This window comes from Micromonospora sp. NPDC048839 (assembly GCF_040649915.1).
GTDB lineage: Bacteria > Actinomycetota > Actinomycetes > Mycobacteriales > Micromonosporaceae > Micromonospora.
The window spans coordinates 66490-88741 of record NZ_JBEZGL010000010.1; the positions used below are offsets into that span (position 1 = coordinate 66490).

A 22252-nucleotide genomic window follows, 5' to 3' on the forward strand; every position below is an offset into this window, starting at 1 on the left:
GCGTGAGGGGACCGGTGGTGGTGCTCGGGGACACCCTGCTCGACCGGGACGTGGAGGGGGTGGTGAACCGGCTCTGCCCGGACTCCCCGGTGCCGGTCCTGGACGAGACCGCCGCCAGCGACCGACCCGGTGGCGCCGGTCTGGCGGCGGTGTTCGCCGCCGCGCAGGGCGCCGAGGTGGTGCTGGTGACCGCGCTCGCCGACGACGCCGGCGGAGCCCGACTGAGCGCGCTGCTCGCCGCCGCCGGCGTGCAGGTGTACCCGCTGGCCCTGTCCGGTGCGACGCCGGAGAAGATCCGGCTGCGGGCTCGGGGTCGGGTGCTGCTGCGCCACGACCGGGGCGGTGCGTCCGGGGAACCGGGGCAGCCCTCCGACGAGGTGCTCCGGGTGATCGCCGGAGCGTCGGCGGTGCTGGTCAGCGACTACGGCCGGGGGGTGGCCCGGCAGCCCGCGCTGCGTGCCGCGTTGTCCGCCACCCGCGCGCCGGTGGTGTGGGACCCGCATCCGCGCGGTCCGGCGGCTGTCCCCGGCGTCCATCTGGCCACCCCGAACGAGTCGGAGGTGCGCGAGCTGGTCCCCGCGCTGCCCGGTGCCTCCCGGCTGGCCACCGCGTCGCGTGGCGCGCAGGGGCTGCGGCGACGCTGGCGGGCCGGTGCGGTCGCGGTGACGCTGGGTGGGGACGGCGCGCTGCTCTGCCATGCCGGGTCGACACCGTTGGTCGTGCCGACCCCGGGCAGCGCCGAGGGGGACACGTGCGGGGCGGGCGACCGGTTCGCGGCCGCCGCCAGCCTCGCGTTGGCCCAGGGCGCGCTGGTCTCCGAGGCGGTGCAGGCGGCGGTCGCGGAGGCGTCCGCGTACGTGGCCGGTGGGGGAGTGGCGGCGGCCCTGCCACCGCCGGTGCGTCCCACGCCGACGAGCGTCGCCGGTCCGGGCGGCGACCGGGTGGGCGTCGCGGCGGTCGCCACGCTCCTCGGTGAGGTACGCGCCGCGGGCGGCACGGTGGTGGCCACCGGCGGTTGCTTCGACCTGCTGCACGCCGGGCACGTGGCCACCCTGCAGGCGGCCCGGCAGCTCGGTGACTGCCTGATCGTGTGCGTGAACTCGGACGACAGCGTGGCCGGGTTGAAGGGACCGGACCGGCCGGTGATGTCCGAGGGTGACCGTAGTCGGCTGCTGGCCGCGCTGAGCTGTGTCGACGCGGTCCTCATCTTCGACGAGCCGACCCCGGACGCGGCGCTGTCCTGGGTCCGACCGGACATCTGGGTCAAGGGTGGCGACTACGCCACCGGCGGCGGGGACGCCGCCGCCACCCTGCCGGAGGCGGAGGTTTTGCGCCGATGGGGTGGGAACACGGTGGTGGTGCCCTACCTCGACGGCCGCTCCACCACCGACCTGATCGTTCGCTCCGGCGGGGAGCGCACCCGATGACCGCCACGCGGCCCGGCGCCGGACCGACAGTCCTGGTCACCGGCGGCGCGAGCGGGCTCGGCGCGGCGGTGGTCGCCGCGGTGGCCGCCTCCGGTGGTCGACCCATCGTGCTGGACCGGCATCCGCCGGCCGACGGGGTGTCCTGGACCGAGTGCGACCTGGCCGACACGCGGGCCGCCGAGGTGGCCACCCAACACCTCGCCGAGCAGGCCGGCGGCCTGGACGCGGTGGTCACCGCCGCCGGCACGGACGTGCCCGGTCGGCTCGCCGACGTGCCGGGGGAGACCTGGGACCGGATCGTCGCCGTGGATCTGCTCGCCACCGCGGCGGTGATCCGGGCCGCCCTGCCGTTCCTGTTGACGTCGCGGGGCCGCATCGTCACGGTCGCCTCCACGCTGGGCGTCAAGGCGGTCAGCGACGCCACCGCGTACTGCGCGGCGAAGTTCGGGGTGGTGGGGTTCACCCGCGCCCTCGCCGCCGAGCTGGCCGGTCAGGTCGGCGTCACGCTGCTGATTCCGGGTGGGATGCGCACGTCGTTCTTCGACGAGCGCGACCCGCAGTACAAGCCGGGGCCGGACGCGATCCTCAACGATCCCGCCGACACGGCCGCGGCGATCATGTTCGCGCTCAACCAGCCGCCCGGCTGCGCGGTGCGGGAACTCGTGGTCTGCGCCGAGCAGGAGACCTCGTACCCGTGATCCTCGTGCTGCGCGCGCTGGGCGTCGGCGACCTGCTCACCGCGGTGCCGGCGCTGCGGGCGCTGCGGGCCGCGTACCCCGGTCCGGAGTTGGCGCTCGCCGCGCCCGCCTGGCTGGCCCCGCTCGTCGACCTGGTCGGCGGCGTCGACCGGCTGGTGGACACCACCGGGCTGGAGCGGCCCCTGCGGGCCGGGTCGGCGGTGTCGATCGCGGTGAACCTGCACGGCCGGGGTCCCGGGTCGCATCGGTTGCTGGCGGCCACCCGGCCGGACCGGCTGCTGGCCTTCGCCAACGCCGAGGCCGGTTGCGGCGACGGCCCGCCGTGGTCCGTCGACGAGCACGAGGTGGACAGGTGGTGCCGACTGGTGTCCTGGTACGACATTCCGGCCGACGGCACCGACCTCGGTCTGCGTCGACCCGGGTCGGCCGGGCTGCCCACCGGTGTCACCGTGCTGCATCCCGGCAGCAAGATCCCGGCCAAGCGGTGGCCCGCCGAGCGGTTCGCCGCGCTGGCCCGGGCGCTCACCGACCAGGGGCACCGGGTCCTGCTCACCGGCTCGGCCGACGAGCGGGCGCTGGCCGCACAGGTGGCCGACGCGGCCGGACTGTCGTCCGACGCCGTGCTGGCCGGCCGGACCGACCTCGGCGCGCTCGCCGCCCTGGTGGCCAACGCCCGGGTGGTGGTCAGCGGGGACACCGGTGTTGCCCACCTGGCCACCGGGTTCGGCACCCCGTCGGTCGTCCTCTTCGGGCCGGTGCCGCCGGCGCACTGGGGGCCGCCGGCGGACCGGCCCCGGCACCGGGTGCTCTGGGCCGGCGAGAGAGATTGGCCGAGGTGGGACGGGGTAGGAAGCCACCCGACGATGACGGCCCTGCGCCTCGACGAGGTGCTGGCCGCCGTGGCTGAGGTGGCGAAAGTGGTGCGGGTCCCCGGTGCGGTTGCGGCGTAGCGACCCGGGTCGACCGGGGTACGGGCGGCGTCGGCGCGGTCGGGGCTGGCTCTTCGTGGACCCGACCGGTGACCCGGTCCGGGATCCGGAGGTGCTGGCCCGGCTGCGGGAGCTGGTCATCCCCCCGGCCTGGCAGAACGTCTGGATCGCGCCGCACGCGAACGGCCACATCCAGGCGATCGGGATCGACGCGGCCGGGCGCAAGCAGTACGTCTACCACCCGCAGTGGCGGGAGCAGCAGGACGAGGCGAAGTTCGACCGCATGCTGGAGGTGGCCCGGCGGCTGCCGGTGCTGCGGGAACGGGTGGGCCGTGACCTGGACGGCCGTGGGCTGGGCCGGGACCGGGTGCTGGCCACTGTCGCCCGACTGTTGGACATGGGCATGTTCCGGGTCGGCAGCGACCAGTACGCGGCCGGCGACGACCCGACGTACGGAGTGTCCACGCTGCGCCCCGAGCACGCCCGGTCCCGGCGTGACTGCGTGGTCCTGGTGTTTCCCGCGAAGGGTGGCATCGAGCAGGTACGCCGGATCGAGGACCCGGAGCTGTGTCAGGTGTTGGCCAATCTGCGCCGCCGCCGGCGACGGGCGGATCGGTTGTTCGGCTACTGGGACGGCCGGGAGTGGCGCGACGTGCGCAGCGACGAGGTCAACGGCTACCTGCGGGACGCCAGCGGCGGGGAGATGACCGCGAAGGACTTCCGCACCTGGCACGCCACCGTGCTCGCCGCCACCGAGTTGGCCACCGCCGGCCCGGGCCGATCGGTGACGGCCCGCCGCAAGGCGGTGGTCGCCGTGATGCGCGCGGTGGCCGAGCTGCTGGGCAACACCCCGACGGTGGCGCGCGCGTCGTACGTGGATCCGCGGGTGGTCGACCTGTACCACGACGGGGTGGTGGCGTCGGTGGACCCGCGGGCGTCCCGTGCGGAGGCCGAGCGGGTGGTCCTGGAGTTGCTGGAGGAAGCCTGACCGGCCCCGTCGGCGATTCTGGGGGATGCGCGCGACGGGGCCGGAGCCTCGGCATCACCGGGTGCCACCGGGCGGCCGCCCGCCGCTCGCGCGGCGGGCGCCTCGCCACGGCCCCCGTTGGCGGCCCACCGGGCGATGGCCGGCCGCGTTGGTGTCAGTCTGCCGTCACCGAGTTGACCGTGGATGCCTGGCGGTTGAGGATCCGCGCCAAATCCGAGCCACCGTCGCGGTGTTCCTGTGGGGTGGTGCCGTACGCGGCCCGGAACGCCCGGCTGAAGTGGGCCTTGTCGGGAAAACCCCACCGCGCCGCGACGGCCTGCACGGGCAGACCGCGCAGCGCCGGGTCGGTCAGGTCGCGCCGGCACCGGGACAGCCGCAGATCCCGGATGTACGACGCCACGGTGGTGTCCTCGGCCTCGAACAACCGGTGCAGGGACCGCACCGAGATGTGGTGGGCGTCGGCGACGACCTGGGGGCCGAGCGTCACGTCGCCGAGGTGGCGGTGGATGTACGACTGCACCTGGGTGAGCATCGCCCGGCGGCGGACCTCGGTGGGGACGGCGTCCTCGGCGACGAGGTGCCGGCCGAGCATCGTGGTGGCCAGGTCGAGCCCCACCGCGCCGAGCCGGCTGGCGTCGGCGGCGTGGTACTGCTCGGGGCGCCCGGTCACCTGGAGCAGAAACTGCGCCAGCAGCGCCCCGATGCCCTCGCTGCCGGACATCCGGCCGCCGTAGAGGGCGGCCATCCGCTGTGGTGGCAGCGGCAGCGCGGCGTGCGGGATCATCGTGATGATCGAGGTGGCCTGGTCCCGCTCCGGCTCGGTCGCGTGGTGGCGCACGTCGTGCGGCCGGGACGCGTCGTAGAAGGTGAACTCGCCGGCCAGGATCTCGCTGCGGCGCCCGTCCTGGCTGGACGCGCCGACGCCCCCGGTGGTGAGGGCGAGGATGTACAGCTCCGGGTCGGACCGCTGGACCAGCTTCCGGGTCCGGGTGGCGTCCAGGGACGGGTACTCGTACTGCACCAGCTCGATCGGGCCGAGCGCGATGAAGTCGGCGCGAGCGGCGAAGTCGCCGCTGTGCGCGGACCGGATGCGCAGCGGTGCCGAGGTGCGCGCCACCAGGTCCAGCCACATGCCGAACCGTTCGCCCGGTGGCAGGACGGTGGTGTCGATGGTGTCTCTCGCCAGCATCGGAATTCCTCAGCCCGCCCGACGCTGGATCAGCGCCTCGACGCCGTCGAGGATCCGGTCCAGGCCGAAGGTGAACTCGTCGTCGGGATCGTCGTCCTGGTTGAGCACGCCGGCGGCCAGCACCCGGTGCAGGGCCGGGAAGCGGGCCGGGTCGATGAGCCGGGCCACCAGTCGACCGTACGCCGGCATCATCTCGCTCGGTTCGACGCCTGTCGCCCGGCTGCCCTCGGCGACCTGCGAGGTGAGGGTGGCCTCGTTGCGGACGTACCCGGTGAGCAACAGGAGCACCGACATCTTCTCGCTCTCGGCGAGCGTGGAGCCGTCCAGGCAGCGCAGCCCGTCCTCCATCCAGCCGAGCTGCTGGGGAGTGATCGGCGGGCCGGTGATGGGCACGTGCAGCAGCCAGGACCGTTGCCGCAGAGCGTCGTGTTCGGCCCAGGCCCAGCGGGTCAGCCCGGCGCGCCAGTCGGTGCCCGGTGGGGGTGGGCCGGGCGACGGGCCGTACCCGACGTCCACCATGAGCATCAGCAGCTCGTCCTTGGAGCCGACGTAGCGGTAGAGGGCCATGGTGGCGGCGCCCAGTTCCTTGGCCACCCGGCTCATCGAGACGGCGGCCAGCCCGTCGGCGTCGGCCACCCGGACGGCGGCGTCCACGATGGCGGGCACGCTCATGCCCGGCCGCGGGCCCTTGGGTGGGCGGTCCCGCAGCCCCCACGCGTTCTCGATGGCCGGTGGGAGCACCGGCTCGTTGTCGTCTGTCGTCGCCGCCACATTTTCCTCCTTGCCCGGCCATCCTAGTTCTGCGTATGGTCTACGCATAACAGCGTACGCCATACGCAGAGAGGAAATCGATCATGACGACGACGACCACACCGGCACCACGGGCGGGCCGGCGCGAGTGGATCGGGTTCACGGTGTTGATGTTGCCGCTGCTGCTGGTCTCGATGGACGTGTCGGTGCTCTACTTCGCCGTCCCGTTCATCAGCGCGGAGTTGCGCCCCACCGCCACCGAGCAGCTCTGGATCTTCGACATCTACGGCTTCGTGCTGGCCGGGCTGCTCATCACCATGGGCGCCCTCGGTGACCGGATCGGCCGCCGCCGGCTCCTGCTCATCGGCGCCACCGCGTTCGGAGCGGCGTCGCTGCTGGCCGCGTACGCCGACAGCACCGCGACGCTGATCGCCGCGCGCGCCGTGCTCGGCGTCGGTGGGGCCACCCTGATGCCCTCGACGCTCGCCCTGGTACGCAACATGTTCCCCGACGCCAAGCAGCGCGGCACCGCCATCGGCATCTGGACCGCCACCCTCACCGGCGGCATCGCGATCGGTCCGGTGCTCAGCGGCATCCTGCTGGAGCACTTCTGGTGGGGCTCGATCTTCCTGATCAACATCCCGGCGATGCTGCTCCTGCTCCTGCTCGCCCCGCTGTTGGTGCCGGAGTTCCGCAACCCGGCGGCCGGGCGGTTCGACCTGATCAGCGCGGCCCTGTCGCTCGGTGCGCTGCTGCCGGTGATCTACGGCATCAAGGAGATGGCCCGCGACGGGCTCAGCCCGGTCCGGGTGCTCGCCATCGTCGGCGGCCTGCTGGTGGGCGCGCTGTTCCTGCACCGGCAGCGGACCCGGGCGTACCCGATGGTCGATCTCGCGTTGTTCCGCCGTCGCGGCTTCGCCGGGTCGCTCGCGGTCAACCTGCTGGCGATGTTCGCCATCGTCGGCTTCGCCATCTTCACCACCCAGCACCTCCAACTGGTGCTCGGCCTGAGCCCGCTGCGGGCGGCACTGTGGAGCCTGGTGCCGTCCCTCGCCGTGGGTGGGGTCGCGCCGGCCGCCGCCGCGCTCGCCCAGCGTGTCGAGCGCGCGTACCCGATCGGCGCGGGGTTCGCGATCGCCGTGCTCGGCTTCGTGGTGCTGACCCGGGTCACACCGGACTCGGCGCTGTGGGTGCTGCTGGTCGGCGCGAGCATCTACGCCGGCGGCCTGGTGCTGGTCATGTCACTCGTCACCGAGCTGGTCCTCGGCGCGGCACCTCCCGAGCAGGCGGGTGTCGCGTCGGCGCTCACCGAGTCCAGCAGCGAGCTGGGCGGCGCGCTGGGCATGGCGATCCTCGGCAGCGTGGGCGCGGCGGTCTACCACCGCGAGATCGTCGACGGCCTCCCGGCCGGACTGCCCGCCGACTCCGGCGCCGCGGCCCAGGAGACCCTGGCCGGTGCGCTCGCGGTCGCCCAGGGACTGCCGGCGGACCTGGCCGACGCGGTGCGGCACGCCGCCGGAGTCGCGTTCACCGACGGGATGCACCTGGCCGCGATCGCCGCGATGGTGGCGATGCTGCTGGGCGCGGCGGCCGCGCTGACCACGCTACGCGGCGTCCGACCGGCCGGCCTACCCGCGTCCGAGGCGCTACCGGCCGACATGATCGACTCGGTTTCCTGAAAAGCGGGCCGTCCCAGACGTGGGGAAGCCGCGGTTTTCAGGAAACCGAGTCGATCCAGCGCCAGGAGACCGGCCGGATGGGTCGCTCCGGTCGATCAGTCGGTGAGCACGTGCGCGAGCCGGTCGCGGAAACGCCGCTCGGAGTCGCTCACCGACTCGCCGCCGATGCCCAGCAGCCCACCGCTGGACGCGGCACCCACCACCTGCTCGGCGATCTTCACGAGCCAGTGCTTGTACGCGCCGGCCTCGCCCTCGTCGACGCGGCCGGCCAGCAGCGCGGCGGCCTGGCCGGCCCGCAGCAGTACGTCGTCGATGTACGCCCCGGGGTCGGCGGGCGCGATGGCCGGCAACTCCTCACCGGTGTCCGGGTCACCGACCCGGGTGACGATCTCACCGGCCACGGCGGCGACCAGCGGGCTGGCCGACTCCCGGCCGGCGGCGATGGTCTCCAGCCCGGCCGCGTTCTCCGCCATGGTCCGACGGGTGCCGTCGGACTCGGCGGCGCTCGCCGCGGTCAGCACCGACTGGGGAAGGCCGACCAGCAGCCCCCACTCCCCGTCGGAGAAACCGAACCCCGTGTACGCCGGCTGCTCGATCACGGCCACGCCCCTTCCGCCCTGCTCTGCTTGATCAGTCGGTGCTCTGTCTGGTGGATCCACCGGGCGCGCGGCGGCGCCCGGGTCAGGCTAGTCCAGGGTCAGCAGGCCCTGTTCGGACACCACGCGCACCGACAACGTCTTGTAACCGACCTCGTCGAAGAGAACCGTCATCTTGTCCTCCTCGTAGGAGAGCACCATGCCGCCTCCCCACTCCGGGTGACGCACGTGGCTGTGCACCGGGAACGGCCCGACCGCGCCCTGGTCGGCGACGCTGGTGCCGGCGTGGCAGTTGTCGCAGTGCCCGCAGACCTCGGTCATCTGCTCACCGAAGTAGGCGAGCAGGGTCTGCATCCGACACGCGTTGGTCTCGGCGAAGGCCCGCATCATGTCGGTGCGGGACCGGGTCACCGTCTGCTGGCGCTCCGCCTCGGCCACCGCCGCCGCGGCGGCCTCGGTCGCGGCGGGGGAGTAACGCGGAGCGCCGATGCGCTGCCGGGCCCGCGGCTCGGCAGCGCCGATCTGCTCCAGCAGGGAGAGGTACTGGCCCAGCTTGCGCGGCCCGAGGCCGGTGGTCTCGCGCAGCTCGGTCTTGGTGGCCGGCTTGCGCCGCAGCAGCGCGGCCAGGTCCCGCAGCTCGTCCGCGTCCGGCAGGCCGCCACTGAAGAAGCGTTGCAGGCCGACGTCCTCGGCCCGCCAGAGCAGCAGCACCCGGGCCGGCTGCCCGTCGCGGCCGGCCCGGCCGATCTCCTGGAAGTAGCTGTCCGGCGAGTCGGGCAGTGCCATGTGCACCACCCAGGCGATGTTCGGCTTGTCGATGCCCATGCCGAACGCCGAGGTCGCCACCATGATGGGGACCTGGTCGGCGAGGAACGCCTCGTGCAGCTCGGCGCGCGCGCCGGCCGGCATCCCACCGTGGTAGAACTGCGCCGGGAAGTCGGCGTCGGTCAACCGGGTGGCCAGCTCCTCGGCGGCGCGGCGGGTCGGCACGTAGATGATTCCCGGCCGCCCCTCGTCGCGCAGCAGCGTCATCAGGCGCCGCCACCGGTAGTCCTCGGCGGGGCAGTGCGCCACCTCGATGAACAGGTTGGGCCGGTCCAGCCCGGAGACCACCACCTCCGGGTCGCGCAGCCGCAGCCGGGCGATGATGTCGTCGCGTACCGGCGGGGACGCGGTGGCGGTCAGCGCGACCACCGGCGGCCGGCCGATGCCATCGATCAGGTGCCCGAGCGCCAGGTAGTCGGGCCGGAAGTCGTGCCCCCAGGCCGAGATGCAGTGCGCCTCGTCGATCGCCACCAGCGCCGGTTTCAGCGCGGCGACCTCCGCCATCCGGTCCGGGTTGCTCAGCTGCTCCGGCGTGATGAACAGGAACTCCGCCCGGCCCTCACGGACCTCGGTGATCGCCTGGGCCTGTTGGCTGGGCGACTCGTTCGAGCTGATCCGCACCGCCCGCAGCTCCGGACGTTGCCGCTCGTTGAGCGAGGCGATCTGGTCCTGCTGGAGGGCCAGCAGCGGGGAGATCACCACGGTGGGGCCGGGAATCAGGCTGGCCGGGATCTGGTAGATGGCCGACTTGCCGGCGCCGGTGGGCAACACCACCAGGGCGTCGCGTCGCTTCATGACCGCGCGCATGGCGGCCAGTTGGTTGGGCCGCAGCGCCTTCCAGCCGAAAAGGCTGCGGGCCGCGCGGCGCAACGTCATCGAGTGCGTGGACAGTTTCATCGAGGGCCGGAGGTACCCGAGCCCATGACCGCCGAAACGCATCCCGGACGATCATGGGCTCGTCTGATCCCGGGCTCAGCGCAGCCGGGGCAGCACCTCGCGCTGGTAGAGGTCGAAAAGGCCCTGGTAGTGCGGGCCGGTGTTGGCGACGTAGACCTCGTCGAAGCCGGCCTTGGCGTACTTGTCGATCATCTCCAGGTGCGCGTCGACGCTGTTGCCGCAGACGAACGCCTCCTTGACCATCTCCGGCTTGACCAGTTCGGCGGCCTGCTCGAAGTGTCGCGGTGAGGGCAGCACCTGGGACAGTTCGCCGGGCACCCCGGCGTTGGGCCAGCGCTCGTACGCGATGCGGACGCCCTCGTCCTCGCTGTCGGCGTACGCCGCCTTGAAGCCGGCCTGGCACGGCTTGTCGCCGCCGCCGTTCTCGCGGAAGCGCCGGACCATGTCGCCGTCGGGCATGGTGCTCACGTAGCCGTCGCCGATCCGGGCGGCGAGGTCGATGGCCTTCGGTCCGAAGCCGGAGACGTAGATCGACGGTGGGGTGTCGGGCAGCGTGTAGATCCGGGCGTTCTCCACGGTGTAGTGCGTGCCGCGGTGGTTGACGAAGCCGCCGTCCCACAGCTTGCGCAGTACCTCGACGGCCTCCTCCAGCATCTCCAGCCGGACGTCGGCCTGCGGCCAGGCGTCGCCGAAGATGTGCTCGTTGAGTGCCTCGCCGGTGCCGACGCCGAGCACGAAACGCCCGCCGTGCAGCACCGCGCTGGTCGCCGCCGCCTGGGCGATCACGGCCGGGTGGATCCGTACCGTCGGGCAGGTCACGGCGGTGGTCACCGGCAGGGAACAGACCTGGCTGAGCGCGCCGATCATCGACCAGACGAACGGGCTCTGGCCCTGCGCGTCCACCCAGGGGTGGTAGTGGTCGGAGATCCACAGCGCCTCGAAGCCGGCCCGTTCGGCACCGCGCGCCTGCTCCAGCAGCTCGGCTGGCGTGAACTCCTCACTGGACAGGAAATATCCGATCTTCATGGCTCTCCCCTTCGGCGCGTACCTGCTGATGGGGAAGCCGTACCCCGGTCGTGGTCGGCCACACCCGACGCGCCGGGCCGGGCGTGGTGCGGGGCGCTCAGCGCCGGCCGAACATCGCCCGGATCGCGGCGAGCAGCAGCAGGGCGCCGACCACCAGGCCGAGCAGGCGTACGCCGGGGATGTCGGCCGGGCTCGTCGCGTCGGCCAGCGGGGCGGGGTCCATCCCCGCACTCTCCCCGGGAGAGGCCCGCCGGGCAACTGTAAGGTTTATTGACTATTGAATCGCTCAGTGTGACCATGTCAGGACCGCCTGCCGGTGGCGGTGCGCCGAGGGCGCGCGAGAGATGGGGTACGGGGCCGCATGAGCGAGCGCAACCAGTGGGCCGACGGGGGCGTACCGACGCCGGTGATCGACGCCGAGCGCCAGGAGGGGGTGGCGTGACCACTCCCACCGGGCACCTCCCGGCCCTCGCCGCCGCCGTCCTCCAGCCCGGGTTCGTGGGCACCACCCCGCCACCCTGGGTGTGCCGCTGGCTCGGCGAGGGCCTCGGCTCGGTGGTGCTCTTCGCCCGCAACGTCGTCGACCCCGAGCAGGTGGCGACGCTCACCGCGACGCTGCGCGCCGAGCGTCCGGACGTCATCGTGGCGATCGACGAGGAGGCCGGCGACGTCACCCGACTCGAGTCGGTCCACGGCAGCTCCCGGCCCGGCAACTTCGCCCTCGGGGTGGTCGACGACCCCGAGTTGACCGAGGCGGTCGCCCGGGACCTCGGCGTCGAGCTGGCCGCGGCGGGGGTCACCCTCAACTACGCCCCGGACGCCGACGTCAACTCCAACCCGGCGAACCCGGTGATCGGCGTCCGCTCGTTCGGCGCCGACCCGGCGTTGGTCGCGCGGCACACCGCCGCCTGGGTTCGCGGGCTCCAGGCCGGCGGAGTGGCGGCCTGCGCCAAGCACTTCCCCGGGCACGGCGACACCCGCGTCGACTCCCACCACGACCTGCCCCGGATCACCGCCGACCGGGACCGGCTGGACACCTGCGAGCTGGTCCCGTTCCGGGCCGCCGTCGCGGCCGGGGTGCAGGCGGTCATGACCGGCCATCTGCTGGTGCCCGCGCTCGACCCGCGGCTGCCGGCCACCCTGAGTCAGCGCATCCTGGGCGGGTTGCTCCGCGACGAGATGGGCTTCTCCGGCGTGGTGGTGACCGACGCGGTGGAGATGCGTGCGGTCGCCGACCGGTACGGCTTCGCCGGGGCGACGGTCCGCGCCCTCGCCGCCGGGGCCGACGCGATCTGCGTCGGCGGCGAACGGTCCGACGAGCAGGCGGCCCGCGAACTGCGCGACGCCATCGTGGCCGCTGTCGTCTCCGGTGAGCTGCCCGAGGAACGCCTCGCCGAGGCAGCCAAGCGCGTCGGTCAACTCGCCGCCTGGACGATGGCCGCCCGCACCACCGGCCTGGCCGGAGCACGCGACACCGCCGACGTCGGGCTCGTCGCCGCCCGTCGGGCCGTCCGGATCACCGCCACCGGGACCGCGCCGGACGCGCTGCCGTTGACCCGCGCGGCGCACGTCGTCGAGTTCGAGCCGCTGCGCAACATCGCCATCGGCGCGGAAACCCCGTGGGGCATCGGCGCACCGCTGGGCGAGCTGCTGCCCGGCACGAGCACGGTCCGCTACGCCGAACCCGACGTGCCGGCCGACCCTGCTGCCGGGGCGGGCGCCCGGCCGCTGGTCCTGGTGGTCCGCGATCTGCACCGGCACGACTGGATGCGCGCCGCCGTGCAACGCGCCCTCGCCGCCCGGCCGGACGCGGTCGTGGTCGAGCTGGGCGTACCCGAGGTGGTCACCGGGGCGGTGCACCTGGCCACCCACGGTGCCACCCGGGCCAGTGGCCGGGCCGCCGCCGAGGTGTTGACCGGAGCCCGCTGAGCCGACCGCCCCGCCTACGGCAGGTCGGCGACCAGGTCGGCGTACTCGGGGTGCTTGTCGATGAACGCGGCCATGAACGGGCACTGCGGCACCACCGTGCCACCCCGGGCGCGGACCTGGTCCAGGGTGCCCCGGATCAACGCGCCGCCCACGCCCCTGCCCTGGAAGCCCCGGTCCACCTCGGTGTGCGTGAAGACCAGGACCTCCCCGCGCATCAGGTACGCGGTGAAGCCGGCCATCGCGTCGTCGACCAGGATCTCGAAGCGGTGCTTCGCCGGGTTGTCCTCGACCAGGGTGCTCATCCGGCCATTCTCCCCGCACCCGCGGCCACCGCGTCCAGTTCGCCGAGCAACAGGTCCACCTCGTTGGCGGTGTTGTAGTGGTAGATGCTGGCCCGCACCGCGCCGCCGCTGTCGCGCAGGCCCATCAGCTGGAAGTACTCGTAGGCGTAGTAGTCGCCGACGGAGAGGCAGAACCCGGCCGCGCCCAGCGCCTCCTGGGTGGCCGCCGGTGACACCCCGGCGACGCGGAACGACACCGTCGGGCAGCGCCGGGCCGGCGAGCCGTAGACGGTGATCGCCGGGCGCTGTGCCAGCCCGGCCAGCAGCCGGTCCAGCAGCGCCTCCTCGTGCGCCTGGGCGGCGGCCAGCCCGGCGCGCAGCCGCGCCCGCCGGTCGCCGACCGCGTCCGGGTCCAGCCCCGCCAGGTGGTCCACCGCGGCGGTCACGCCGGCCAGCAGCGGGAAGCTGGGGGTGCCGTACTCGAACCGGTCCGGCACCGCGTCGGAGGAAGGCACCAGCTTCGCCGGGCGCAGCGCCGCCCACCGGGCCGGGTCGGCCACCATCGCCGCCAGGTGCGGACCGGACCACTTGTACGCGCTGGTGACCAGCACGTCGGCGCCGAGCGAGGCCAGGTCGGTCGGCCCGTGCGGAACCGAGTGCACCCCGTCGACGCAGACCAGCGCGCCGACCGCGTGCGCGATCTTGGCGATCGCCGGCACGTCCGGCACGGTGCCGATGGCGTTGCTGCCGGCGGTCACCGCGACCAGCCGGGTCCGCTCGCCGACCAGGTCGGCGTACTGGGCGGCGGGCAGCTCGCCGGTGTGCCGGTCGACCTCGGCCCAGCGCACGGTCGCGCCGGCCGCCTCGGCCGCCTGCACCCACGGGCGGACGTTCGCGTCGTGGTCGAGCCGGGAGACCACCACCTCGTCACCGGGGCGCCACGTCGCGCCGAGCGTGCGGGCCAGGGTGTACGTCAGCGCGGTGGCACTCGGGCCGAGCACCACCCCGGCCGGGTCGGCGCCGAGCAGGTCGGCCACCGCCGAGCGGGCCTCGGCCACCAGCTCCAACGACCGGCGACCCGCCACGTTGGCGGCGCTGCGGTTGCCGACCGCCGTCCGCATGGCGTCGGTGACCGCGTCGATCACACCGATCGCGGTCTGGGTGCCCCCGGCACCGTCGAAGTGGACGAAGCCCTCGGTCAGGGCCGGGTACGCGGCCCGGGTACGGGCGATGTCGAACGGCATGTCCCGGACCCTAGCCCGTGCTCCCGCTGCCCCCTCGGCCGGCGGGTGGATCACCGATGGGCGGGGCGTCGCGGCTGTCTCGTACTCTTGGCGAGGTGACGAACCGACCCGCCACCATGCCCATTCCCCCCGTCCGTCGCGCCGCCGGTCTCTTCGCCGGTCTGGCGCTCGGCCTCGCCGTGCTCGCCGGGTGCAGCTCCCAGGGCGCCTCCACCGACTGCGGGCTGGACGCCTGCACGGTCACCTTCGAGCGGGGCGTCGACGCGAGCGCCACCATCTTCGGCATCGAGGCCAAACTGGTCGGCGCCGAGGGCGACCAGGTGACCGTCGAGGTCGCCGGTGAGCAGCTCACGCTCACCACCGGCCAGCAGGCCGCCGAGGCCGGCGGTTTCGCGGTCACCCTGGACAGCGTGACCGACCAGCAGGTCAAGATTCGCGTATCGCGCAACCCGGGTAGCTGACCTGGCGGGTGGCGGTGGCCGACGTTTGGGAATCTTCGAAATCGGAGATTGTGACGCCATGTCACTCACCCGTAGCGCCGAAGCCACCGCCTCCCGTACGGCGGACAGCCGGTGGCTGGAACTCCTCGCCCGGGCCGGCTTCATCGGCTACGGCATCGTCCACCTCCTCTTCGCCTGGTTGGCGTTGCAGATCGCGTTCGGCACGTCGTCCGACGACGGCGACCAGTCCGGCGCGCTGCGTACCCTCTCCGAACAGCCCCTGGGCAAGTTCCTGGTGATCGCCACCGCGGTCGGCCTGCTCGCCATGGCGATCTGGCAGGCGCTGGAGGCGGCGGTCGGGCACCGCGCCGAGCGCGGCAAGGAACGCGTCACCGAGCGACTCGCCTCGGCCGGCCGGACCATCGTCTACCTCTACTTCGCCTGGACCGCCTTCAAGGTCTTCAAGGATGTCGGCTCGAACAGCGCCGACCAGCAGGAGGCGTTGACCGGCAAGTTGATGACCTCCAGCGGCGGCCGCTGGCTGGTCGGTCTGGCCGGGCTCGTGCTCGCCGCGATCGGTGTCGGCCTGGTGATCTACGGGGCGGTCAAGCGGTTCGAGAAGCACCTGAAGACCGGCGAGATGAGCGCCAAGACCCGTATGCTGGCCCGCCGGCTGGGCATGGCCGGCTACATCGCCAAGGGCGTCGCGTACGGCATCGCCGGTCTGCTGGTCATCGTGGCCGCGGTGAACTACGACCCGGAGAAGGCCCGTGGTCTTGACGCCGCGCTGCACCTGCTGCGTGAGCAGTCGTACGGCACGTTCCTGCTGACCCTGGTCGCCCTGGGCATCGCCGCCTTCGGTGTCTACTGCTTCCTCCAGTCCCGGTACCGCAAGGTCTGAGCTGGTCGATATCCGGGTCGTCGGGCACTCTTGGGCTTTTGCCCGGAGTGCCCGACGCCTGGTCGAAGGGAAGCATCCAAGCCGTGCAGAACTATCTCGAAACGGCCGTCGCCGCGCTCGTCGCGGCGGCGGTCGCCCTGTTCCTGGTGGAGATCGTCCACCGACTCACCCGGCGGTTCGGCCGCCGGTCACTGCTGTTGACCGAGTTGACCGATCACTCGCACCGCCCGTTCCAGGTCGCCGGCGTGGTCGTCGCCGTGCAGTTCGCCGTCCGTTTCAGCACCGGATACGCGGTTGGCGAGAGCTGGCGGCGGCTGCTGCTGCACCTGCTCATCCTCGCCGTCATCGCCACCACGGCGTGGCTGGTCGCCTCCCTGCTGGTCGTCGTGGAGGACACCGCGCTGGCCCGGTTCCGGGTCGACGTGCCGGACAATCGGCACGCCCGGCGGGTCCGGACCCAGGTGGTGATGCTGCGCCGGCTGACCATCGCGGTGATCGTCATCCTGACCGTCGGCGTGATGCTGATGACCTTCCCCAGCGTGCGGGGCATCGGCGCCGGTGTGCTGACCTCCGCCGGGGTGGTCGGTGTGGTGGCCGCGCTCGCCGCGCAGAGCCTGCTCGGCAACGTCTTCGCCGGCCTCCAACTCGCCTTCAGCGACGCCGTCCGGCTCGACGACGTGGTCGTCGTCGAGGGGGAGTGGGGTCGGATCGAGGAGCTGACCCTCAGCTACGTCGTGGTGCAGATCTGGGACGACCGCCGGTTGATCCTGCCCACCTCGTACTTCACCAGCAAGCCCTTCCAGAACTGGACCCGCACCGAGGCGGCGGTGCTCGGCACCGCCGAGTTCGACGTGGACTGGGCGGTGCCGGTGCAGACCATGCGCGAGGAGCTGCGCCGGCTGGTCGAGGGCACCGACCTGTGGGACGGGCGGGTCTGCGTCCTGCAGGTCACCGACGCCACCGGCGGGATGGTCCGGGTGCGGGCTCTGGTCAGCGCCGCCGACGCCGGCAGCCTGTGGGACCTGCGCTGCCTCGTCCGGGAGCACCTGGTCGGCTGGATCCGGGACAACCGCCCGACGGCCATGCCCCGCGTACGCACCGAGCTGGGCGACGCCAACAGCAACCTGCCCTGGCAGTGGGTGCAGCCGAGGCGCCCGGCCCGCCGCCCGGCCGACACCGAGGCGCCCGACGACGCGCGCGTCTTCGGCGGCAGCGACGACGGCGACGCCCGCAGCGAGGCCTTCGTGGGTCCCGAGGAAGCCCGCACCTGACCGCGAGGTTTGGTCGGGCTTGGGCGGGGGATGTGCTGCCGGACGTCTCTGGCGTGATCGGCTGAGCCGACTCTTCGGCGCGGCGTCCGGACAACGGGAACGGTGGGGCGCTCGTCGCGTTTTAGGATTGACGGGCGGCAACTCCGGGCATACAGCGCGGTGATAGGGAAAGGAGGACAGCATGGCTGACGTGGCGAACGCCCGCACATCCCACAACGGGAGCGAGCCCTCCACCGCCGAGTTGGTGCAGCGGGCCACCGAGCAGATCTCCCGTCTGGTACGGGACGAACTGACGCTGGCCCGGGCGGAGTTGACCCAGAAGGGCAAACACGCGGGCATCGGGATCGGCCTGTTCGGCGGCGGTGGCGCGCTGGCGTTCTTCGGCCTGGGCGCGTTTGTCGCCACGGCGATCCTGCTGCTCGACCTGGTGCTGCCCGCCTGGGCCGCCGCGCTGATCGTGGCGGTGGCCTGCTTCCTGGTGGCCGGCATTCTCGCCCTGGTGGGCAAGAAGCAGGTCAGTCGGGCCGTTCCGCCGATGCCGGCGGCCACGGTCCGCAGCCTCCGGGCCGACGTGGACACCGTCACCGCCGCGGTGAAGGACAGGGGGCGGCAGTGACGGGCAACGGGACCGGCGACACGGAGGCCCTCCGCGAGGAGATCCGTCGTACCCGGGTCGAGTTGGGCGAGACGATGGAGGCGTTGGCCGCCAAGGCCGACGTCAAGGCCCGCCTCAAGGAGTCCGCCGAGCAGGCGAAGGAGCGGATGCGCGAGCAGGCGGCGCAGACCGTCGCCCGGGTTCGCGGGCAGGCCGTGCGGGGCGCCGGGATGGCGCGGGCACAGGCCTACGAGAAGGGCGGGTTGGTGCGCGCGCAGGCGCACGACAAGGGCGAGTTGGTACGCCGCAACCCGATGCCGTGGGCGGTCGTCGCCGCGGGTGCGGTGGCCACCGTGGTGGTGTTGATGATCGTTCGGGGGAGGCGTCGGTGAGCAAGAAAATCGGCAGGGTCGCGTACCGGCCGGTCGGCGTGCTGTTGGGTATCGCCGCGGGCACGGTGGCCGGGGCGATCTTCCGGCAGGTCTGGAAGGTAACCGCGGGCGACGGTGAGGCGCCCAACGCCACCGACGAGGATCGCGGCTGGGGCGAGATCCTGGCCGCCGCGGCGTTGCAGGGGGCCATCTTCGCGGTCGTCCGGGCCGCTGTGGACCGGGGCGGCGCGGTCGGCGTCCGCCGGATGACCGGCAGCTGGCCGGACTGACCACCCGGCGACGTCAGCCCTCTTCCCGCATCGATGGGAAGGGGGCTTTCGCATGGCTTCGGACGCCGCCCAGCGCAACTGAGGCATCCGTCAGGTCACATGTCGGAGAAATTCGTCGGAGAGGTCGTGACAGACTTTTTGCCTCCGTGATTTGCTGGTCCACGCTGTTGCGAGATGGCGTGGGTTGAGAGAAGTTCCTTCGTGGGGCCGCCTCAGACGCCGCTGCTCGAAAACGGCCAATTGGCCGCACGGCGTGCACGGCCACCAGTTTTTAGAAGGAGATACACATGGCTCAAGGAACCGTGAAGTGGTTCAACGCTGACAAGGGCTTCGGCTTCATCACCGTCGATGGTGGGGGTGCTGACGTGTTCGTCCACTTCTCGGCCATCCAGACCAGCGGCTACCGCTCGCTGGAGGAGAACCAGCGGGTGGAGTTCGAGATTGCACAGGGTCAGAAGGGCCCGCAGGCCGAGCAGGTCCGTCCCATCTGAGTGAGCTGGTCGGCTCCGGCCGGCCAGGGGACGATCCGGTCCGGGTCGTTTGCGAAGCCCCGTATCCCGTCCGGGATACGGGGCTTCGTCCTTGCTGCGGCCGGCCGCCAGTGTGGACCGGCGGGTCAGTTCCGGCGGCGTGAGCGCAGGCCGAGCCAGAGCACCACCAGCCCGGCCAACGCCACCAGCGGGCCGATCACCGCCCAGATCCTCTCGTCGGTCATGACGCTGCCGCTGACGTAGCCGAGGCCCTGCACCGTCCACACCGCACCGATCACCACGGCCAACAGGCCGAGGGTGAGCGAAAGCCAACCCCTCATCGCATCCCCTCTCCGCCGCCCGGAGCGGCACGCCGTCCTCCAGCATCGCCGCTCGGACGACGCGGCGCGAGCTCGGGTGCCCCAGTCACCAGCGGTCGTGCACCTGCGGGCGGATCAGCTCGTCGTAGATCTCGCGTACGGCGGCCAGTTGACCGTCGGTGAGCGGCGACAGGGCCGCCGTCTGGGCGTTGCGCCGGGCCTGCTCCGCGTCGCGGGCGCCGGGGATGACGACGGTGACGCCCGGCTGGTCCAGCACCCAGCGCAGGGCGAACTGCGCCATCGTGCGGTCCGCGTCGACGAGCGGCGCCAGCCGGCGTACGGCGGCCAGGCCACGCTCGTAGTCGACCCCGGAGAACGTCTCCCCGACGTCGAAGGCCGCGCCGTGCCGGTTGTAGTTGCGGTGGTCGTCGGCGGGGAACTCGGTGTGCTCGTCGTAGCGGCCGGAGAGCAGGCCGCTGGCCAGCGGCACCCGGGCGATGATGCCCACCCCGGCCGCGGCGGCCGCCGGAAGGACACGCTCCAGGGGCTTGTGGCGGACCGCGTTGAGGATGATCTGCACGCTCGCCACCCCCGGCCGGGCGATCGCGGTGAGCGCCTGGTCGCAGGTCTCGACGCTGACGCCGTACCCGGCGATGGCCTTCTCGGCGACGAGGGTGTCCAGGCCGTCGAAGACCTCGTCGGTGGAGAAGACGGCGGTGGGTGGGCAGTGCAACTGGACCAGGTCCAGGGTGTCCACGCCCAGGTTGGTCCGGGACCGGTCGGTCCACTGCCGGAAGTTGTCCAGGGTGTACGCCTCCGGCCGCTGCTCGACGCGACGGCCCATCTTGGTGGCGACGGTCAGCCCGGCGTCGGGTCGGGTGCGCAGGAAGCGACCGATCAGCTGTTCGCTGCGGCCGTCGCCGTACACGTCGGCGGTGTCGAGGAAGGTGACCCCGTCGTCCACGGCGGCGGCGAGCACCGCCATCGCGTCGGCCTCGCTGACGGTGCCCCAGTCTGCGCCGAGTTGCCAGGCGCCCAGGCCGACCGCCCCGACGGTCCGGCCGAGCCGGTTGAAGCTGCGCTGTTCCATGCCCCGAGCCTAGTGATCGGGTTGCCGGCCTGCCACGGGAGCCGTACGCTAACAAGACGGACGTACGGTTTGGGAGGCAGTGATGTGGGACCCGACGACCTACCTGCGCTACGGCGACGAGCGATCCCGGCCGTTCCACGACCTGGTCGCGCGGATCCCCGCCGACCGGCCCCGGACGATCGTCGACCTCGGCTGCGGCCCCGGCCAGCTCACCGCCACCCTCGCCGAACGCTGGCCGGCGAGCCGGGTACGCGGCCTGGACTCCTCGCCCGAGATGATCGACCGAGCCGCCGCCCTCGGCGCCCCCGTCGACTTCGCCGTCGCCGACCTGCGTGAGTGGCGGCCCACCGGCGACGAGGACGTGGTGGTCAGCAACGCCGCGCTCCAGTGGGTGCCCGGCCACCAGGAGCTGCTGCGTCGCTGGGCCGCCGAGCTGCCCGTCGGCGCGTGGCTCGCCATGCAGGTCCCCGGCAACTTCGCCGCCGCCTCCCACCGGGCGTTGCGCCAGGTCGCCGACGGGCCGGCCTGGCGGGCGGAGGTCGCCCCACTGCTGCGCGCCGACCCGGTCGACGACCCGGCCGACTATGCGGCGCTGCTGACCGCCGCCGGGTGCGCGGTGGACGCCTGGGAGACTACCTACGTGCACCTGCTGCCCGCCCGGCCCGCCGCCGACCACCCGGTGCTGGCCTGGATGGAAGGCACCGCGCTGCGTCCGGTCCGGGCCGCGCTGGACGCCGCCGGCTGGTCGGCCTTCCGGGCCGAGCTGGGGGTACGCCTCGCCGCCGCCTACCCGGTCCGGCAGGGTCAGGTGTACTTCCCGTTCCGCCGCGTCTTCGTCGTCGCCCGTACCGGCGACCGTGCAGAGGAGAGTCCGTGACCGACCCGTCCGCCTTCATCGCCGGCCTGCCCAAGGTGGAGCTGCACGTGCACCACGTCGGCTCCGCCTCGCCCCGGATCGTCGCCGAGCTGGCCGCCCGCCACGAGGGACGCACCCCCGTGCCGGCCGACCCGGAGGCGCTCGCCGACTACTTCGAGTTCCGCGACTTCGCGCACTTCATCGAGGTCTACCTGAGCGTCGTGGACCTCATCCGGGACCCGGAGGACGTCTGGATCCTCACCCACGAGGTGGCCCGGGAGCTGGCCCGCCAACAGGTCCGCTATGCGGAACTGACGATCACCCCGTACTCGCACGTGCGTCGGGGCATCCCCGCGCCGGCGTTCTGCGAGGCGATCGAGGACGCTCGCAAGCGCGCGACGGCCGACTTCGGCATCGAGCTGCGCTGGTGCTTCGACATCCCCGGCGAGGCGGGCCTGCCCGCGGCCGAGGAGACGCTACGCATCGCGCTTCAGGAGCGCCCGGACGGGCTGGTCAGCTTCGGTCTGGGTGGCCCGGAGATCGGCGTACCCCGGCCGCAGTTCCGGCCCTACTTCGACCAGGCCCGCGCCGCCGGGCTGCGTTCGGTGCCGCACGCGGGGGAGACCACCGGGCCGCAGACCGTCTGGGACGCGCTGCACGAGCTGGGCGCCGAGCGGATCGGGCACGGCATCTCCGCCGCGCAGGACCCGGAGCTGCTCGCGTACCTGGCCGAGCGGCAGATCGGCATGGAGATCTGCCCGACGTCGAACGTCCGGACCCGCGCGGTGGCGACCCTCGACGAGCACCCACTGCCAAAGCTGGTCGAGGCGGGGCTGCTGGTCACCATCAACTCCGACGACCCGCCGATGTTCGGCACCACCCTCAACGACGAGTACGCGGTGGCGGCCCGCCTGCTCGGGGTCGGCCCCGACGGTCTGGCCGGGCTGGCCCGCAACGCGGTGACCGCGTCCTTCCTCGACCCCGACGGCAAGCAGCGGATCACGGCCGAGATCGACGCGTACCTGACCGCCGCCGGCTGAGCGAGGGGGCGGGTCGGGAGGAGCGGGGCGCGCGGCGGGAGCGTGGGTGTGGGGGGACCTGTGACTCCCGCCGCGCGCGCGGCTTCACCGGTCGTGGGTGCACGGAGGCGCGCTACGACCGGTGAAACTGGTGGGTTCGTGTTCTGATCC

At 73.0% G+C, this 22252-nt stretch carries 25 protein-coding genes; 15 read left to right on the forward strand and 10 right to left on the reverse strand.

Annotation, left to right across the window (positions count from 1 at the left end; all coding sequences use genetic code 11):
- Nucleotides 1-2: 2 nt before the first annotated feature.
- Genes AB0C25_RS20080 through AB0C25_RS20095 form a run of 4 tightly spaced genes read left to right on the forward strand, consistent with a single transcriptional unit; the run spans nucleotide 3 to nucleotide 4042 of the window.
- Nucleotides 3-1427: a PfkB family carbohydrate kinase gene (locus tag AB0C25_RS20080; protein WP_357245432.1), complete on the forward strand. Its 1425-nt coding sequence runs from the start codon at nucleotides 3-5 to the stop codon at nucleotides 1425-1427.
- Nucleotides 1424-2125 carry an SDR family oxidoreductase gene (locus tag AB0C25_RS20085; RefSeq protein ID WP_357375194.1) on the forward strand — a complete coding sequence of 234 codons (702 nt, stop codon included), beginning with the start codon at nucleotides 1424-1426 and terminating at the stop codon, nucleotides 2123-2125. The genes AB0C25_RS20080 and AB0C25_RS20085 overlap by 4 nt, the downstream gene beginning before the upstream one ends.
- Nucleotides 2122-3075 (forward strand): glycosyltransferase family 9 protein, encoded by a 954-nt coding sequence (locus AB0C25_RS20090; protein WP_357375196.1) that lies wholly within the window; start codon nucleotides 2122-2124, stop codon nucleotides 3073-3075. The genes AB0C25_RS20085 and AB0C25_RS20090 overlap by 4 nt, the downstream gene beginning before the upstream one ends.
- Nucleotides 3059-4042: a DNA topoisomerase IB gene (locus AB0C25_RS20095; protein WP_357375198.1), complete on the forward strand. Its 984-nt coding sequence runs from the start codon at nucleotides 3059-3061 to the stop codon at nucleotides 4040-4042. The genes AB0C25_RS20090 and AB0C25_RS20095 overlap by 17 nt, the downstream gene beginning before the upstream one ends.
- A 154-nt stretch (nucleotides 4043-4196) precedes the next feature.
- On the opposite strand, the gene AB0C25_RS20100 is transcribed toward AB0C25_RS20095, so the two are convergent.
- The gene (locus AB0C25_RS20100) at nucleotides 4197-5231 is read right to left on the reverse strand and encodes a helix-turn-helix domain-containing protein (RefSeq protein WP_357375200.1); all 1035 of its coding nucleotides are present in this window, start codon (nucleotides 5229-5231) and stop codon (nucleotides 4197-4199) included.
- Between the two features lie 9 nt (nucleotides 5232-5240).
- Nucleotides 5241-6002: a TetR/AcrR family transcriptional regulator gene (locus AB0C25_RS20105; protein ID WP_357245423.1), complete on the reverse strand. Its 762-nt coding sequence runs from the start codon at nucleotides 6000-6002 to the stop codon at nucleotides 5241-5243.
- A gap of 83 nt (nucleotides 6003-6085) precedes the next feature.
- Here AB0C25_RS20105 and AB0C25_RS20110 point away from each other — a divergent pair, with 83 nt between their 5' ends.
- On the forward strand, nucleotides 6086-7660 hold the full coding sequence (locus AB0C25_RS20110) for an MFS transporter (RefSeq protein ID WP_357375202.1): 1575 nt from the start codon (nucleotides 6086-6088) through the stop codon (nucleotides 7658-7660).
- A gap of 95 nt (nucleotides 7661-7755) precedes the next feature.
- Here the strand turns inward: AB0C25_RS20110 and AB0C25_RS20115 are convergent, their stop codons facing one another.
- From AB0C25_RS20115 to AB0C25_RS20130, 4 genes are all read right to left on the reverse strand, one after another.
- Nucleotides 7756-8259: a hypothetical protein gene (locus AB0C25_RS20115; RefSeq protein ID WP_357375204.1), complete on the reverse strand. Its 504-nt coding sequence runs from the start codon at nucleotides 8257-8259 to the stop codon at nucleotides 7756-7758.
- 87 nt (nucleotides 8260-8346) lie between these two features.
- The gene (locus AB0C25_RS20120; RefSeq protein ID WP_357375206.1) at nucleotides 8347-9978 is read right to left on the reverse strand and encodes a RecQ family ATP-dependent DNA helicase; all 1632 of its coding nucleotides are present in this window, start codon (nucleotides 9976-9978) and stop codon (nucleotides 8347-8349) included.
- Nucleotides 9979-10053: 75 nt separating this feature from the next.
- On the reverse strand, nucleotides 10054-11004 hold the full coding sequence (locus AB0C25_RS20125) for a TIGR03557 family F420-dependent LLM class oxidoreductase (RefSeq protein WP_357375208.1): 951 nt from the start codon (nucleotides 11002-11004) through the stop codon (nucleotides 10054-10056).
- A gap of 97 nt (nucleotides 11005-11101) precedes the next feature.
- Nucleotides 11102-11227 carry a hypothetical protein gene (locus AB0C25_RS20130; protein WP_357375210.1) on the reverse strand — a complete coding sequence of 42 codons (126 nt, stop codon included), beginning with the start codon at nucleotides 11225-11227 and terminating at the stop codon, nucleotides 11102-11104.
- 215 nt (nucleotides 11228-11442) lie between these two features.
- Here AB0C25_RS20130 and AB0C25_RS20135 point away from each other — a divergent pair, with 215 nt between their 5' ends.
- Nucleotides 11443-12933, forward strand: coding sequence for a glycoside hydrolase family 3 N-terminal domain-containing protein (locus tag AB0C25_RS20135; protein WP_357375212.1), 1491 nt, complete (start codon nucleotides 11443-11445; stop codon nucleotides 12931-12933).
- Between the two features lie 14 nt (nucleotides 12934-12947).
- On the opposite strand, the gene AB0C25_RS20140 is transcribed toward AB0C25_RS20135, so the two are convergent.
- Together AB0C25_RS20140 and AB0C25_RS20145 are read right to left on the reverse strand one after the other, a co-directional pair.
- On the reverse strand, nucleotides 12948-13235 hold the full coding sequence (locus AB0C25_RS20140) for a GNAT family N-acetyltransferase (RefSeq protein ID WP_357375214.1): 288 nt from the start codon (nucleotides 13233-13235) through the stop codon (nucleotides 12948-12950).
- Nucleotides 13232-14458, reverse strand: coding sequence for a cysteine desulfurase-like protein (locus tag AB0C25_RS20145; RefSeq protein ID WP_357375216.1), 1227 nt, complete (start codon nucleotides 14456-14458; stop codon nucleotides 13232-13234). Before AB0C25_RS20145 ends, AB0C25_RS20140 begins: the two co-directional genes overlap by 4 nt.
- A 116-nt stretch (nucleotides 14459-14574) precedes the next feature.
- Here AB0C25_RS20145 and AB0C25_RS20150 point away from each other — a divergent pair, with 116 nt between their 5' ends.
- From AB0C25_RS20150 to AB0C25_RS20180, 7 genes are all read left to right on the forward strand, one after another.
- Nucleotides 14575-14919: a hypothetical protein gene (locus AB0C25_RS20150; RefSeq protein WP_357375560.1), complete on the forward strand. Its 345-nt coding sequence runs from the start codon at nucleotides 14575-14577 to the stop codon at nucleotides 14917-14919.
- A gap of 58 nt (nucleotides 14920-14977) precedes the next feature.
- Nucleotides 14978-15799, forward strand: a complete 822-nt coding sequence (locus AB0C25_RS20155; protein WP_357375218.1) for a DUF1206 domain-containing protein — start codon at nucleotides 14978-14980, stop codon at nucleotides 15797-15799.
- An 83-nt stretch (nucleotides 15800-15882) separates the two neighbouring features.
- On the forward strand, nucleotides 15883-17070 hold the full coding sequence (locus AB0C25_RS20160; RefSeq protein WP_357375220.1) for a mechanosensitive ion channel family protein: 1188 nt from the start codon (nucleotides 15883-15885) through the stop codon (nucleotides 17068-17070).
- A 181-nt stretch (nucleotides 17071-17251) separates the two neighbouring features.
- On the forward strand, nucleotides 17252-17686 hold the full coding sequence (locus AB0C25_RS20165) for a phage holin family protein (protein WP_357375222.1): 435 nt from the start codon (nucleotides 17252-17254) through the stop codon (nucleotides 17684-17686).
- Entirely contained in the window at nucleotides 17683-18057 is a 375-nt protein-coding gene (locus tag AB0C25_RS20170; RefSeq protein WP_357375224.1) for a DUF3618 domain-containing protein, read from the forward strand. Before AB0C25_RS20165 ends, AB0C25_RS20170 begins: the two co-directional genes overlap by 4 nt.
- A complete protein-coding gene (locus AB0C25_RS20175; protein WP_357202603.1) occupies nucleotides 18054-18326 on the forward strand; it encodes a DUF4235 domain-containing protein in 273 nt (90 codons plus the stop codon). Before AB0C25_RS20170 ends, AB0C25_RS20175 begins: the two co-directional genes overlap by 4 nt.
- A 287-nt stretch (nucleotides 18327-18613) precedes the next feature.
- Nucleotides 18614-18817 (forward strand): cold-shock protein, encoded by a 204-nt coding sequence (locus tag AB0C25_RS20180; RefSeq protein WP_030338233.1) that lies wholly within the window; start codon nucleotides 18614-18616, stop codon nucleotides 18815-18817.
- A gap of 125 nt (nucleotides 18818-18942) precedes the next feature.
- Here AB0C25_RS20180 and AB0C25_RS20185 read toward each other — a convergent pair whose 3' ends face one another.
- Together AB0C25_RS20185 and AB0C25_RS20190 are read right to left on the reverse strand one after the other, a co-directional pair.
- Complete coding sequence (locus AB0C25_RS20185) at nucleotides 18943-19137, reverse strand: hypothetical protein (RefSeq protein ID WP_357375226.1); 195 nt, start codon at nucleotides 19135-19137, stop codon at nucleotides 18943-18945.
- Nucleotides 19138-19222: 85 nt separating this feature from the next.
- Nucleotides 19223-20206: an aldo/keto reductase gene (locus AB0C25_RS20190; protein WP_357375229.1), complete on the reverse strand. Its 984-nt coding sequence runs from the start codon at nucleotides 20204-20206 to the stop codon at nucleotides 19223-19225.
- A gap of 82 nt (nucleotides 20207-20288) precedes the next feature.
- Between AB0C25_RS20190 and AB0C25_RS20195 the strand changes: the two genes are divergently transcribed.
- A complete protein-coding gene (locus AB0C25_RS20195) occupies nucleotides 20289-21083 on the forward strand; it encodes a trans-aconitate 2-methyltransferase (RefSeq protein ID WP_357375231.1) in 795 nt (264 codons plus the stop codon).
- On the forward strand, nucleotides 21080-22102 hold the full coding sequence (locus AB0C25_RS20200; RefSeq protein ID WP_357375233.1) for an adenosine deaminase: 1023 nt from the start codon (nucleotides 21080-21082) through the stop codon (nucleotides 22100-22102). Before AB0C25_RS20195 ends, AB0C25_RS20200 begins: the two co-directional genes overlap by 4 nt.
- Nucleotides 22103-22252: the final 150 nt, after the last annotated feature.